Raw genomic sequence first — 13,167 nt, forward strand, 5'->3', positions numbered from 1 at the left:
CGTCAGCGTGGCGTAATCCAGCGGAACGTCAGGTTGATCCGTTCGCCCTGCACCCGTGCCATCTTCGGCAGCGCGTGCTGGTAGAACCGCTGTGTCTGCCCCGCCATCACCAGCAGATCGCCATGGCCGAGCAGGTACTCGGCCTTCCGCGCCGGGTCATCGCGCCGGCGCAGCAGGAAGCGGCGCGCCGCGCCCAGGCTCAGCGAAGCAATCACCGGGGTCGGCCCCAGCTCTGGCTCGTCATCGCTGTGCCAGCCCATGTAGTCGCCACCGCCGCGATAGCGGTTCAGCAGCACGCTGTTGAAGCGGCCGATGCCCTCCGCCTGCAGGCGCCCGCGCATGGCCTGCAACGCGGGTGGCCAGGGGTGCGGCACGAATTCAGCCCCGGAATAGCGGTAGCGCGCCTGCGGATCGCCGATCCAGCAGCTCAGCCGCGGCGAATCCACCCAGTTGCCGAACATGCGGATGCGATGGACCTCCCAAGGCACATCAGCCTGCAGCACGGACATCAGCGCGTCCGCGTCGGCCGGGGCCAGCCAACCCCGCAGGTGCTGGACGTCAGCATCAGGAAGATCGTCGGGGAACAGCATCGCGTGCCTTCCGGAAAGGGGCGGCCTGCAGCCGCCCCGGGACATCAAGCGCGCTGGAACGCAACGCCGGTCTTTTCCTTCAACTCGTCATCGCTGACACCGGGTGCGGCTTCCACCAGCAGCAACCCCTTGTCGGTGACATCGAACACGGCCAGGTCGGTGATGATGCGGTCGACCACGCCGACACCGGTCAACGGCAGCGTGCATTCGGTCAGGATCTTGTGCTCGCCGTTCTTGGCGGTGTGCTCCATCAGCACCACCACGCGCTGCACGCCGGCCACCAGGTCCATCGCACCGCCCATGCCCTTGACCATCTTGCCGGGCACCATCCAGTTGGCCAGGTCACCCTTGTCGGTGACCTGCATAGCGCCGAGGATAGCCAGGTTCACATGGCCACCGCGGATCATCGCGAAGCTGTCGTGGCTGCCGAAATAGCTGGCACCGGCACGCGCGGTGACGGTCTGCTTGCCGGCATTGATCAGGTCGGCGTCCACTTCGGCATCGGTCGGGAACGGACCGATGCCGAGCAGGCCGTTTTCCGACTGCAGCCACACGTCCACCCCTTCGGGGATGTGGTTGGCAACCAGGGTCGGCAGGCCGATGCCCAGGTTCACGTACGCACCATCGGTCAGTTCGCGGGCGGCACGTGCCGCCATCTCATCGCGGGTCCACGCCATGTCAGTTGCCCTCCGCGCGGATGGTGCGCTGTTCGATACGCTTTTCAGGATGCGGGTTGTGCACGATGCGGTGTACGTAGATGCCCGGCAGGTGCACCTGGTCCGGATCAATCGCGCCGACCGGCACCACCTCCTCCACTTCCACGATGCAGACCTTGCCGGCCATCGCGCAAGCCGGATTGAAGTTGCGCGCGGTCTTGCGGAACACCAGGTTGCCCGCTTCGTCGGCCTTCCACGCCTTGACCAGCGCCACGTCGGCGCGCAGAGCGGTTTCCATCACGTAGTGCTTGCCGTCGAACTCGCGGGTTTCCTTTCCTTCAGCCACCACGGTGCCATAGCCGGTGGCGGTGAAGAACGCCGGAATGCCTGCACCGCCGGCACGCAGGCGCTCGGCCAGGGTGCCCTGCGGGTTGAATTCCAGCTCGAGCTCGCCGGCCAAGAACTGGCGCTCGAATTCCTTGTTCTCGCCCACATAGGACGAAATCATCTTCCTGATCTGCCGGGTTTCCAGCAGCTGGCCCAGGCCGAAACCATCAACGCCGGCATTGTTGGAGATCACGGTCAGGCCCTTGGCGCCGCTGTCGCGCAGCGCGGCGATCAGTGCCTCGGGAATGCCACACAGGCCGAAGCCGCCCACGGCCAGCGTCTGGCCATCGGCGACCACCCCTTGCAGGGCCTCCGCCGCACTGGCGAAGCGCTTGCTGCGCTTGCCGGTGGAAGTCGATTGCTGCATTGCTGTACTACCCTGCACGTTGAGGATGACCGCATTCTAGCTGGAGGGCGGCGAAGGGCCTGGATGCGCCGCAGCATTGCACGGGCATCGCACAGGGTTCCGTAGAATGCCGGGTTCCCCTGCCAATGGCCGGCCCCGTGCCCGCCCCACCCTCGTTGATGGCCCATACCTACACCGAAGAAGACCTGCTCCGCTGGATGAAAGGCCGGACGCTGGAAATGAGCGACCATGGCCTGTCGGAAGTCCACAACATGCGTCTGTTCGGTGACATTCTGGTCGCTGAGGTAAAGATCCCGGCCAAGTACTCCTACCGGGTGGAGATCGACCTGGCCGCCAGCCTTCGCCATCCGCGCAGCCTGCTGCGCAACCGGTGTTCCTGCCTGCTCGGCCACGACTGCATGCACGTGGCGGCTGTGCTGGCGCAGATGCTGCAGCAGATCGACCATACGCCCCCCATGCCCGACGACAGCAGCACGCTGCCAACGCTGCTGATCCGTTCGATGACGCCCGTCCTGCGCCTGCACACGGTCGAGTTCCGTCCGCCGTGGCTCGGCCCCCGCGACCCGTCGCAATGGGCCGATATCGCGACCGTGGCCTTCGAATACGACGAACACGTGCGGTTCCTGGATGATCCGAGCCTGTTCGCACACGATCCGGGGGGCCAGCTCGCCCTGCTGCCCCGCGACCTGGTTGAGGAGTCACGGCGCGAGGCCGAGCTGCGCACGGTGGGACTGCATCGCGACGTGGAACCACGGGCGCCATTGGACGGCGCAGGCCCGCAGTTCCAGCTGCGCACCCATGACTGGACACGGTTCCTGCTGGACGACGTGCCGCGCCTGGAAGCCCTGGGCTGGAAGGTGGAGACGGACGACGATTTCCGCCATCGCATCACCCGGGTGGATGAGATCGGTCTGGACATCCAAGCCGACCCGGCGGATGCGGGCTGGTTCAACCTGGGCCTGGACATCCAGGTGGAAGGCCGCAACGTGTCGATGGTTCCGCTGCTGCAGCAGGTGCTGCAGTCCGATCCCCGCTGGATGCGTGGCCAGCTGGACGCCATCGGCGATGACGAGAACATCCTGTTGATGGCAGGCGACAGCACCCGCCTGGCACTGCGGGCCGCTCGATTGAAACCGATCATGGCGCTGTTGGCGGACCTGTTCGCCCAGCGTGGCGCGCCGCTGCGCTTGTCAGCGCTTGACCGTGGCCGCCTGCAGGCGCTGCGGGATACGGCGCGCCTGCAGTTCCGGGGGCGCAAGGACACCCAGGCGCTGGTGCAGCGCCTGATGCAGGCACCCGCACTGGGTGAAGTGCCGCCACCGGCGGGACTGGTGGCGACGCTGCGTCCCTATCAGCGTGAAGGCCTGTCGTGGCTGCAGTACCTGCGCCAGCAGGGTCTGGGCGGCGTGCTGGCCGATGACATGGGGCTGGGCAAGACCCTGCAGACGCTGGCGCATCTGCTGGTCGAAAAGGAAAGTGGCCGCCTGGACCAGCCGGCGCTGCTGGTGGTGCCGACCTCGCTGCTGCACAACTGGCAGAGCGAAGCCGCACGCTTCACCCCTGGCCTGCGGGTGCTGACCCTGCACGGACCGACGCGCGAAGCACTGTTCGAGGCGATTCCCGAGCATGATCTTGTGCTGACCACGTATCCCCTGCTGTGGCGCGACGAGCAGGCGCTGCAGGCACATGCCTACCATCTGCTGATTCTGGATGAAGCCCAGCAGGTGAAGAATCCGAAGTCACGCGCGGCCATCACCCTGCGCACGCTGCAGGCCCGCCATCGCCTGTGCCTGACCGGCACGCCACTGGAGAACCATCTGGGCGAGCTGTGGACGCAGTTCGACTTCCTGCTGCCCGGCCTGCTCGGCAGCGAGAAGCAGTTCAACCAGCATTGGCGCCATCCGATCGAACGTGGCAGCGACCACCGTCGCGCCACGTTGCTGGCGCAGCGCCTGCGTCCCTTCATCCTGCGCCGGCGCAAGGACCAGGTCGCGTCAGAGCTTCCGCCCAAGACCCTCATTACCCGCGCGGTGGACATGGAGGGCGGCCAGCGTGATCTCTATGAAACCGTGCGTGCAGCGATGGAAAAGCAGGTGCGCGAGGCCATCAGCGGCAGCGGGCTGGCGCGCAGCCATATCGTGGTGCTGGATGCCCTGCTGAAGCTGCGCCAGGTCTGCTGCGATCCGCGCCTGCTGCCGGGCGACGCCCCGGCACGCAATGCCGGCTCGGCCAAGCTGGAGCTGCTGCGCGACATGCTGCCGTCGATGGTCGAGGAAGGCCGGCGGGTCCTGGTGTTCTCGCAGTTCACCGGCATGCTGGCACTGATCGCGCAGGCGCTGGAGGAGCTCGGGCTGGCCTATGTGACCCTGACCGGCGACACCCAGGACCGGGCTACGCCGGTGCAGCGCTTCATGCAGGGCGAGGTGCCGGTGTTCCTGATCAGCCTGAAGGCAGGTGGCGTCGGGTTGAACCTGACCGCCGCCGACACCGTCATCCACTTCGACCCCTGGTGGAACCCGGCGGCCGAAAACCAGGCCAGTGACCGCGCCCATCGCATCGGCCAGCAGCAGCCGGTGTTCGTTTACCGGCTGATCGCCGCAGGCAGCATTGAAGAACGGATCGCCGAGCTGCAGGAACGCAAGGCCACGCTGGCCGACTCGATTCTCGAAGGCGGCGGTGCTACGTGGCCACGCTTCAGCGAGGAAGACGTGCAGGCGCTGCTGGCGCCGTTGCCGGGCCTGCCCGGCAAACGTTCCCGTAAAGCGGGCAAACGGTCGACGCGAGCCTGACCCCCGAACGCCAGTCAGGTGGCGTTCCCCGATGGAAACGATTCCCATACGGGACTGGGACTACAATTGGGGGCTGAGCTCACAAAGGATCTGATCGATGCCCCTGCCCGCCTTCAAGGCCTACGATATCCGCGGCCGTGTGCCGGAAGAACTGAACGAAGACCTGGCCCGCCGCATCGGCGTCGCCCTGGCCGCACAGCTCGCTCCCGGTCCGGTGGTCCTCGGCCACGATGTGCGCCTGACCAGCCCGGCGCTGCAGGATGCGCTGGCCGCAGGCCTGCGTGGTACCGGCCGCGAGGTGATCGACATCGGCCTGTGCGGTACCGAAGAGGTCTACTTCCAGACCGATCACCTCGGCGCGGCCGGCGGCGTGATGGTGACCGCCAGCCACAACCCGATGGATTACAACGGCATGAAGCTGGTCAAGGAGAATGCCCGTCCGATCAGCTCCGATACCGGCCTGTTCGCGATTTCCGACGCGGTCGCCGTCGATATGTCCGAGGCCCAGCCGCCGCGTGCCGGGCAGACCGCCCAGCATGACAAGAGCGCCTACATCCAGCACCTGCTCAGCTATGTCGATGCCAGCAAGCTCACGCCGCTGAAGCTGGTGGTGAATGCCGGCAATGGCGGCGCGGGCGCCATCGTCGACCTGCTGGCCCCGCACCTGCCGTTCGAGTTCATCCGCATCTGCCACGAACCCGACGGCAGCTTCCCCAACGGCATTCCCAACCCGCTGCTGCCGGAAAACCGTGCCGCCACTGCCGACGCCGTGCGCGAGCATGGTGCTGACTTCGGCATCGCCTGGGACGGCGACTTTGATCGCTGCTTCTTCTTCGATCACACCGGCCGCTTCATCGAGGGCTATTACCTGGTCGGCCTGCTGGCCAAGGCTATCCTCGCGCGCAATCCCGGCGGCAAGGTCGTGCATGACCCTCGCCTGGTCTGGAACACCGTGGAGATGGTGGAGCAGGCGGGCGGCGTACCGGTGCTGTGCAAGAGCGGCCATGCCTTCATCAAGGAAAAGATGCGCGCCGAGGATGCGGTGTATGGCGGTGAGATGAGCGCCCACCACTACTTCCGCGAATTCGCCTATGCCGACTCCGGCATGATCCCGTGGCTGCTGATCGCCCAGCTGATTTCCGAAAGCGGCCGCTCGCTGGCCGACTGGGTCGAAGACCGCATGGCGGCCTATCCGTGCAGTGGCGAGATCAACTTCAAGGTGGCCGATGCCAAGGCCGCTGTGGCCCGCGTCATGGCGCACTTCGCGGCGCAAGCGCCGGTACTGGACCACACCGACGGCATCAGTGCCGACTTCGGCGACTGGCGCTTCAACCTGCGCAGCTCCAACACCGAGCCGCTGCTGCGCCTGAACGTTGAAGCCCGCGGCGACGCAGGGCTGATGCAGGCCCGCACTGATGAAATTTCCCACCTCCTTCAGCAGTAACCAAGGACGACCATGAGCATCATCCAGCCCGTCATTCTGTCCGGTGGCTCCGGCACCCGCCTGTGGCCGCTGTCGCGCGAGTCCTACCCCAAGCAGTTCCTGCCGCTGGCAGGCGAACAGACGATGCTGCAGGCCACCTGGCAGCGCGTCGCCGCCATCGCCACGCACGGCCCGCTGGTGATCGCCAACGAGGAGCATCGCTTCGTTGCTGCCGAGCAGCTGCAGCAGGTCGGCGCCGAGCCGGCTGCCATCATCCTGGAGCCGGTGGGCCGCAATACGGCACCGGCGATCGCGGTCGCAGCCCTGGAGGCCACCCGCGACGGCGCCGATGCGCTGCTGCTGGTGCTGCCCTCGGACCATGTGATCACCGATGAGGCCGCGTTCCGCGCAGTCGTGCAGGCTGCAGCCGGCGCTGCCGAGGCCGGCAAGCTGGTGACCTTCGGCATCGTGCCGACCGGTCCGGAAACCGGCTACGGCTATATCAAGGCCGCCGATGGGCAGGGCCTGCGTGCGGTCGAGCGCTTTGTCGAAAAGCCCGACCTTGAGACCGCCACCGGTTACGTCAGCAGCGGCCAGTATTACTGGAACAGCGGCATGTTCCTGTTCAAGGCCTCGCGCTACCTGCAGGAACTTGAGCACTTCCAGCCCGACATGCTGGCCGGCAGCCGCCAGGCCTGGCAGCAGGCCCGTCGCGATTCGGATTTCACCCGTCTGGACAAGGACGCCTTCGCTGCGGTTCCTTCCGACTCCATCGACTACGCGGTGATGGAAAAAACCGCAGACGCCGTGGTGATTCCGCTGGACGCCGGCTGGAACGATGTCGGTTCGTGGACCGCCCTGCGCGATGTCTCGCAGCAGGACGGTGATGGCAATGCGCATCAGGGTGATGTGATTGCCATCGACTGCCGCAACACCTATGCCTATGCACAGCGTCTGGTAGCACTGGTCGGCCTGGACGATGTGATCGTGGTCGAGACGGACGATGCAGTGCTGGTCGGCAAGGCCGATCGCATGCAGGAGGTCAAGACCGTTGTCGCCCAACTGAAGGCCGAAGGCCGCAGCGAGGCCGCCTGGCATCGCAAGGTCTACCGCCCGTGGGGCGCCTACGATTCAATCGACAACGGCGAGCGTTTCCAGGTCAAGCGCATCACGGTCAAGCCCGGCGGCACGCTCAGCCTGCAGATGCATCACCATCGCGCCGAGCACTGGATCGTGGTCAGCGGCACCGCTGAAGTGACCCGCGGCGACGAAGTGATCCTGCTCAGCGAGAACCAGAGCACCTACATCCCGCTGGGCGTGACGCATCGCCTGCGCAACCCCGGAAAACTGCCGCTAGAACTGATCGAAGTACAGTCGGGCAGCTACCTGGGCGAGGATGACATCGTGCGGTTCGAGGACACGTACGGGCGCAGTTGAGCCGACGCCCTGCAGCGAGTGCCGACCGTTGGTCGGGGTGGGTGCCGACCGTTGGTCGGCACACTGTGGATGCACGCGACCACCAACGGTGGTCGCCTACCCGGTCAGGCAATCTCCGCCATCACCCGCTTCAACCCGTCCTGCCATGCCGGCAGCACGATGCCGAAATCCTGCTGCAGCTTGCGGTTGTCCAGCACCGACCAGGCCGGGCGCTTGGCCGGCGTCGGATACTCGGAACTGGGAATCGCCTCGACGGCCGGCACCTTCGCCAGCACACCGTTAGCCAGCGCTTCGGCGAAGATCGCCTCGGCAAACCCATGCCAGCTGGTCTGGCCACTGGCCGTCAGATGCCAGGTTCCGGACAAGTGGCCCGGATGCTGCAGCGCCTGCGCGGTGACATCGGCGATCAGCGCAGCCGAAGTGGGCGTACCGATCTGGTCAGCCACTACCCGCAACTGTTCGCGTTCTGATCCCACCCGCAGCATGGTGCGCAGGAAATTGGCGCCATGTGAGGCATAGACCCACGCCGTGCGGAAGATCAGGTGGCGGCCACCGGCCAAACGCACTGCATCCTCACCATCGCGCTTGCTGGTGCCATAGACGCCCAGCGGCGCGGTCGGCTCGTCTTCGCGGTAGGGCGCACGGCCCTGGCCGTCGAACACGTAGTCGGTGGAGTAATGCACCAAGGGCACGCCATGGGCCGCGCACCAGCGCGCGATCACGCCCGGCGCCTGCGCGTTGGCGGCGAAGGCCGCATCGACCTCCTGCTCGGCACGGTCCACCGCCGTGTAGGCGGCCGCGTTGACCACCACCGATGGCTGCAGGCGATCCAGCAGCGTCGGCAGGCTGTCGGGCTGGCCGAAATCAGCCATCTCGCAGGCACTTCCGTCGGGCAGTTGCCCGCTGCGGGTGGTCGCGATTACTTTGCCCAGTGGCGCCAGCGCGCGCAGCAGTTCCTGGCCGACCTGGCCATTGCCGCCGAACACCAGAACGGTCATGGCACGTAGACCGGCAGGCGGTCTTCGGCAATGTCCTTCAGGAAGGGCGCGGTCTCGTCCTTGGCCGACAGGGTCGGTGCACTCACCGGCCAGTCCACCGCGATATCGGCGTCATTCCAGCGGATACCTGCATCCGCTTCCTTGACGTAGACGTCCGTGCACAGATAGCTGAACAGTGCACGTTCGGAGAGCACGGCAAACCCGTGCGCGAAGCCTTCCGGAATCCAGAACTGCTTCCTGTTTTCAGCGCTCAGCACCACCGCTTCCCACTGGCCGAAGGTCGGCGAGCCGCGGCGGATGTCCACGGCCACGTCATAGACCTCGCCTTCCAGCACGCTGACCAGCTTGCCCTGCGGGCGCGGCCACTGGTAATGCAGGCCACGCAGCACGCCCTGCGCCGAGGTGGACACATTGCTCTGCACGAAACGATCCGGCAGGCCCAGCGCGGCGAAACGCTCGGCATTCCAGGTTTCGAAGAAGTAACCGCGGGCATCGCCGAACACGGCCGGCTCGATCACCACGCAGCCGGGCAACTTGGTTTCAATTACTTTCACGGAACGACTCCACGCTGGGCGAGCGTGTGCAGGTACTGGCCGTAGCCATTCTTGATCAGCGGCGCAGCCAGCGCCTCCAGCTGCTCGGCATTGATCCAGCCTTGGCCGAACGCGATTTCTTCCGGGCAGCAGACCTGCAGGCCCTGGCGGGTCTGGATGGTCTCGATGAAGTTGGAGGCTTCCAGCAACGACTGGTGGGTGCCCGTATCCAGCCACGCATAGCCACGGCCGAGCGCTTCCAGGTGAAGATTCCCTTCTTCCAGGTAGCGCTTGTTGAGATCGGTAATCTCCAGCTCACCACGCGGCGACGGCTTCAGTTCGGCCGCGTAATCGCTGGCCTTGCCGTCATAGAAGTACAGGCCGGTCACCGCATAGTTGGAGCGCGGTTTCTCCGGCTTCTCCACCAGATCGATCACCTTGCCGCTCTGGTCGAACTCGGCCACGCCGTAGCGCTCCGGATCATTCACCCAGTAGCCGAACACGGTCGAGCCGTGCACGCGTTCGTCTGCACGCTTGAGCACCTCGCGCAGGCCGTGGCCGTGGAAGATGTTGTCGCCCAGCACCAGGCAGCTCGGCTTGCCGGCGACGAAGTCGCGGCCGATCAGGTAGGCCTGGGCCAGGCCATCCGGACTCGGCTGCACCGCGTACTGGATGTCCATGCCCCATTGCGAACCGTCGCCCAGCAGCTGCTGGAACAGCGCCTGTTCGTGCGGAGTATTGATGATCAACACTTCGCGGATGCCCGCCAGCATCAGCACGCTGAGCGGGTAGTAGATCATCGGCTTGTCGTACACCGGCAGCAGCTGCTTGCTGACGCCCTTGGTGATCGGATACAGCCGGGTGCCGGAACCGCCGGCCAGGATGATGCCCTTGCGTTGCGTCATGTTATCTCCCGGCCTCAGGCGGCAGTGCCGATGCGCTGCAGGCGGTAGCTGCCATCCAGCACGCCGTTGACCCATTCCTGGTTGTCCAGGTACCAGTCGACGGTGAACGTGATGCCCTGCTCGAAGGTGTAGGCCGGTTCCCAGCCCAGGTCGTTCTTCAGCTTGGAGGCATCGATCGCATAGCGGCGGTCATGGCCGGGGCGATCGGTGACATAGGTGATCTGGCTGCTGCGCGGCTGGCCATCCGCGCGCGGGCGGCGCTGGTCCAGCAGTGCGCAGATCGCCTGCACCACTTCGATGTTCTGCTTTTCCGAGTTGCCGCCGACGTTGTAGGTCTCGCCGACCTGGCCCTTGGCCAGCACGGTGCGGATCGCTTCGCAGTGGTCGGACACGAACAGCCAGTCGCGCACCTGCTTGCCATCGCCGTACACCGGCAGCGGCTCGCCAGCCAGCGCCTTGGCGATCACCAGCGGGATCAGCTTCTCGGGGAAGTGGTACGGGCCGTAGTTGTTGGAGCAGTTGGTGGTCAGTACCGGCAGCCCGTAGGTGTGGTGGAAGGCACGGACCAGGTGGTCCGAAGCGGCCTTCGACGCCGAGTATGGCGAATTCGGGGCGTACGGGGTGGTTTCGCTGAACTTGCCGGTCTCGCCCAGGGTGCCGTACACCTCGTCGGTGGACACGTGCAGGAAGCGGAAGGCCGCGCCCTGTTCGGCCGGCAGCGCCTTCCAGTAGTCACGGACCGCTTCCAGCAGGCCCAGGGTGCCCACCACATTGGTCTGGATAAAGGCGCCGGGACCATCGATGGAGCGGTCAACGTGGCTTTCAGCGGCGAAGTTCACGACCGCGTCCGGCTGATGCTCGGCCAGCAGGCGGGCGACCAGATCACGGTCGCCGATGTCGCCCTGCACGAACAGGTGGTTGGGGTTGCCGTCCAGGCTGGACAGGGTCTTCAGGTTGCCGGCGTAGGTCAGCACATCGAGGTTGATGACCTTGACGCCGCGCGCGACAGCCTCGAGAACGAAGTTACCGCCAATGAATCCGGCGCCGCCGGTGACAAGCCATGTGGGCACTACCTGTTCTCCTGATCGAAATTCATCCAAGGAGCGCCCACGGGCGCCCCAGCGCAGCGTGACAGGATACATCCCGATGGCCTTCACGACCGCCTGCGTGACGTGAACACGAGCTCGCGGAGGTGCATTTTTGCCGCGCCGCAACATAACCATACGCATTCGCATGGTCACCTCAAGCCAGCTAGAATCGGGGTCCCACCCCCGAACCGGTTGCTGTTCCAGGACCGGACGTTCTCCCTGTTACTGAAGGACCCCGTACCAGATGAAAATCCTCGTCGCGTACAAGCGCGTGGTGGACTACAACGTCCGCATTCAGGTCAAGCCGGACGGTTCCGGCGTGGTCACCGACGGCGTCAAGCTGTCCCCTAACCCCTTCGATGAAATCGCCCTGGAAGAAGCCCTGCGCCTGCGCGACAAGGGCATCGCCAGCGAAGTCGTGGTTGCCACCATCGCCCCGGCCGACGCCCAGGCGCACCTGCGTAACGGCCTGGCCATGGGCGCCAACCGCGCCATCCATGTCGTAACCGACCAGGCCATCCAGCCGCTGACCGCGTCGCGCACCCTGCTCAAGCTGATCGAGAAGGAACAGCCGGACCTGGTGATCCTCGGCAAGCAGGCCATTGACGACGACGCCAACCAGACCGGCCAGATGCTGGCCACGATCTGGGGCCGCCCGCAGGCCACCTTCGCCAGCAAGCTCGAGATTGCCGATGGCAAGGCCACAGTGACCCGCGAGGTCGACGCCGGCCTGGAAACGCTGGAAGTGGACCTGCCGGCGGTGGTCACCACCGACCTGCGCCTGAACGAGCCGCGCTTCATCAAGCTGCCGGACATCATGAAGGCCAAGGCCAAGCCGCTGGAGACCCTGCAGCTGGCCGACCTCGGCGTTGAAGCCGCCGATACCTTCAAGACCACCCAGTACGCCGCGCCGTCCAAGCGCAGCAAGGGTGTGATGGTCAAGGACGCGGCCGAACTGGTTGCCGCACTCAAGCAGAAGGGGCTGCTGTAATGAGCAAGATTCTCGTCATCGCCGAGCACCACGACGGCAAGCTCAACGCCGCCACCGCCAAGACCGTCAGTGCCGCTGCCGCCATCAGCGGTGCCAGCATCGACGTGGTGGTGCTGGCCGCCGATCCGGCCGCCGTCGCCGCCGAAGCCGCGAAGATCGCCGGCGTCGCCAAGGTCCTGACCGTGGCCAATGCCGCCAACACGCAGGCCATCGCCCAGGTACTGGCACCGCAGATCGCGCAGCTGGCCAAGGGCTATACCCATGTGTTCGGCCCGTCGACCACCTTCGGCAAGGACCTGATGCCGTGCGTGGCGGCCCTGCTCGGCGTCAACCAGGTGTCCGACCTGATGAGCGTGGAAGGCAGCCACACCTTCAAGCGCCCGATCTACGCCGGCAACGCGATCATCACCGTGGAAGCCCCTGCTGACCAGATCGTGGTCGCCACCGTGCGTGCCGCCTCATGGCCGGAAGCCGCCCAGGGTGGCAATGCCACCATTGAAGCAGCCAGCGTCGACGCTGCCCTGCCGACCCACACCCGCTTCATCGGCCTCGCCGCCGGTGCCAGCGACCGCCCGGACCTGCAGGCCGCCAAGCGCGTGGTCTCCGGTGGCCGTGGCGTCGGTTCGGAAGAGAACTTCAAGGTCATCTTCCAGCTGGCCGACAAGCTCGGTGCTGCCGTCGGTGCCTCGCGTGCGGCGGTCGATGCCGGTTACGTGCCCAGCGACCTGCAGGTCGGCCAGACCGGCAAGATCATCGCGCCGGAACTGTACGTGGCCGTCGGCATCAGCGGTGCCATCCAGCATCTGACCGGCATCAAGGATGCCGGCACGATTGTCGCGATCAACAAGGACGGCGATGCGCCGATCTTCGAAATTGCGGATATCGGCCTGGTGGGGGATCTGTTTGCGATCCTGCCGGAACTGGAAGCCGCGCTGGGCTGATCCGCGCCTGATACCTGCAGGTTGCAAGGCCTGCAGGTATTCCATGCATTCCCTGGCCGGCG

At 65.9% G+C, this 13,167-nt stretch carries 12 protein-coding genes; 5 read left to right on the forward strand and 7 right to left on the reverse strand.

All coding sequences use genetic code 11. From position 1 onward, the window contains the following. Window positions 1-2 precede the first annotated feature (2 nt). The 3 genes from N5D20_RS18665 to N5D20_RS18675 are packed head-to-tail and all read right to left on the reverse strand — an operon-like array spanning window position 3 to window position 2,000. A complete protein-coding gene (locus tag N5D20_RS18665) occupies window positions 3-590 on the reverse strand; it encodes an alpha-ketoglutarate-dependent dioxygenase AlkB (RefSeq protein WP_010480687.1) in 588 nt (195 codons plus the stop codon). Window positions 591-634: 44 nt separating this feature from the next. After that, a complete protein-coding gene (locus N5D20_RS18670) occupies window positions 635-1,267 on the reverse strand; it encodes a CoA transferase subunit B (protein ID WP_109814907.1) in 633 nt (210 codons plus the stop codon). 1 nt (window position 1,268) lies between these two features. Continuing rightward, complete coding sequence (locus N5D20_RS18675) at window positions 1,269-2,000, reverse strand: CoA transferase subunit A (RefSeq protein ID WP_043398748.1); 732 nt, start codon at window positions 1,998-2,000, stop codon at window positions 1,269-1,271. Window positions 2,001-2,158: 158 nt separating this feature from the next. On the opposite strand from N5D20_RS18675, the gene N5D20_RS18680 reads away from it, so the two are divergent. The 3 genes from N5D20_RS18680 (at window position 2,159) to N5D20_RS18690 (ending at window position 7,649) form a co-directional block, all read left to right on the forward strand. Continuing rightward, on the forward strand, window positions 2,159-4,789 hold the full coding sequence (locus N5D20_RS18680; RefSeq protein ID WP_312661883.1) for a DEAD/DEAH box helicase: 2,631 nt from the start codon (window positions 2,159-2,161) through the stop codon (window positions 4,787-4,789). A gap of 97 nt (window positions 4,790-4,886) precedes the next feature. Further along, window positions 4,887-6,233 carry a phosphomannomutase/phosphoglucomutase gene (locus tag N5D20_RS18685; RefSeq protein WP_010480679.1) on the forward strand — a complete coding sequence of 449 codons (1,347 nt, stop codon included), beginning with the start codon at window positions 4,887-4,889 and terminating at the stop codon, window positions 6,231-6,233. A 12-nt stretch (window positions 6,234-6,245) separates the two neighbouring features. Next, window positions 6,246-7,649, forward strand: a complete 1,404-nt coding sequence (locus tag N5D20_RS18690) for a mannose-1-phosphate guanylyltransferase/mannose-6-phosphate isomerase (protein WP_279914823.1) — start codon at window positions 6,246-6,248, stop codon at window positions 7,647-7,649. A gap of 104 nt (window positions 7,650-7,753) precedes the next feature. Here N5D20_RS18690 and rfbD read toward each other — a convergent pair whose 3' ends face one another. Genes rfbD through rfbB form a run of 4 tightly spaced genes read right to left on the reverse strand, consistent with a single transcriptional unit; the run spans window position 7,754 to window position 11,155 of the window. Next, window positions 7,754-8,647, reverse strand: coding sequence for a dTDP-4-dehydrorhamnose reductase (gene rfbD, locus N5D20_RS18695; RefSeq protein ID WP_279914824.1), 894 nt, complete (start codon window positions 8,645-8,647; stop codon window positions 7,754-7,756). Next, window positions 8,644-9,201: a dTDP-4-dehydrorhamnose 3,5-epimerase gene (gene rfbC / locus N5D20_RS18700; protein ID WP_010480673.1), complete on the reverse strand. Its 558-nt coding sequence runs from the start codon at window positions 9,199-9,201 to the stop codon at window positions 8,644-8,646. The genes rfbD and rfbC overlap by 4 nt, the downstream gene beginning before the upstream one ends. Beyond that, a complete protein-coding gene (gene rfbA, locus N5D20_RS18705; RefSeq protein ID WP_057502860.1) occupies window positions 9,198-10,085 on the reverse strand; it encodes a glucose-1-phosphate thymidylyltransferase RfbA in 888 nt (295 codons plus the stop codon). The genes rfbC and rfbA overlap by 4 nt, the downstream gene beginning before the upstream one ends. A gap of 14 nt (window positions 10,086-10,099) precedes the next feature. Continuing rightward, complete coding sequence (gene rfbB, locus N5D20_RS18710; RefSeq protein WP_171953811.1) at window positions 10,100-11,155, reverse strand: dTDP-glucose 4,6-dehydratase; 1,056 nt, start codon at window positions 11,153-11,155, stop codon at window positions 10,100-10,102. A gap of 262 nt (window positions 11,156-11,417) precedes the next feature. On the opposite strand from rfbB, the gene N5D20_RS18715 reads away from it, so the two are divergent. Together N5D20_RS18715 and N5D20_RS18720 are read left to right on the forward strand one after the other, a co-directional pair. Then, entirely contained in the window at window positions 11,418-12,164 is a 747-nt protein-coding gene (locus N5D20_RS18715) for an electron transfer flavoprotein subunit beta/FixA family protein (RefSeq protein ID WP_171953810.1), read from the forward strand. Further along, window positions 12,164-13,105 carry an electron transfer flavoprotein subunit alpha/FixB family protein gene (locus tag N5D20_RS18720; protein WP_171953809.1) on the forward strand — a complete coding sequence of 314 codons (942 nt, stop codon included), beginning with the start codon at window positions 12,164-12,166 and terminating at the stop codon, window positions 13,103-13,105. Before N5D20_RS18715 ends, N5D20_RS18720 begins: the two co-directional genes overlap by 1 nt. Window positions 13,106-13,167: the final 62 nt, after the last annotated feature.

Origin of the sequence: Stenotrophomonas sp. GD03877, assembly GCF_029840555.1 — a bacterium.
In the GTDB taxonomy this organism is placed as follows: domain Bacteria; phylum Pseudomonadota; class Gammaproteobacteria; order Xanthomonadales; family Xanthomonadaceae; genus Stenotrophomonas; species Stenotrophomonas geniculata.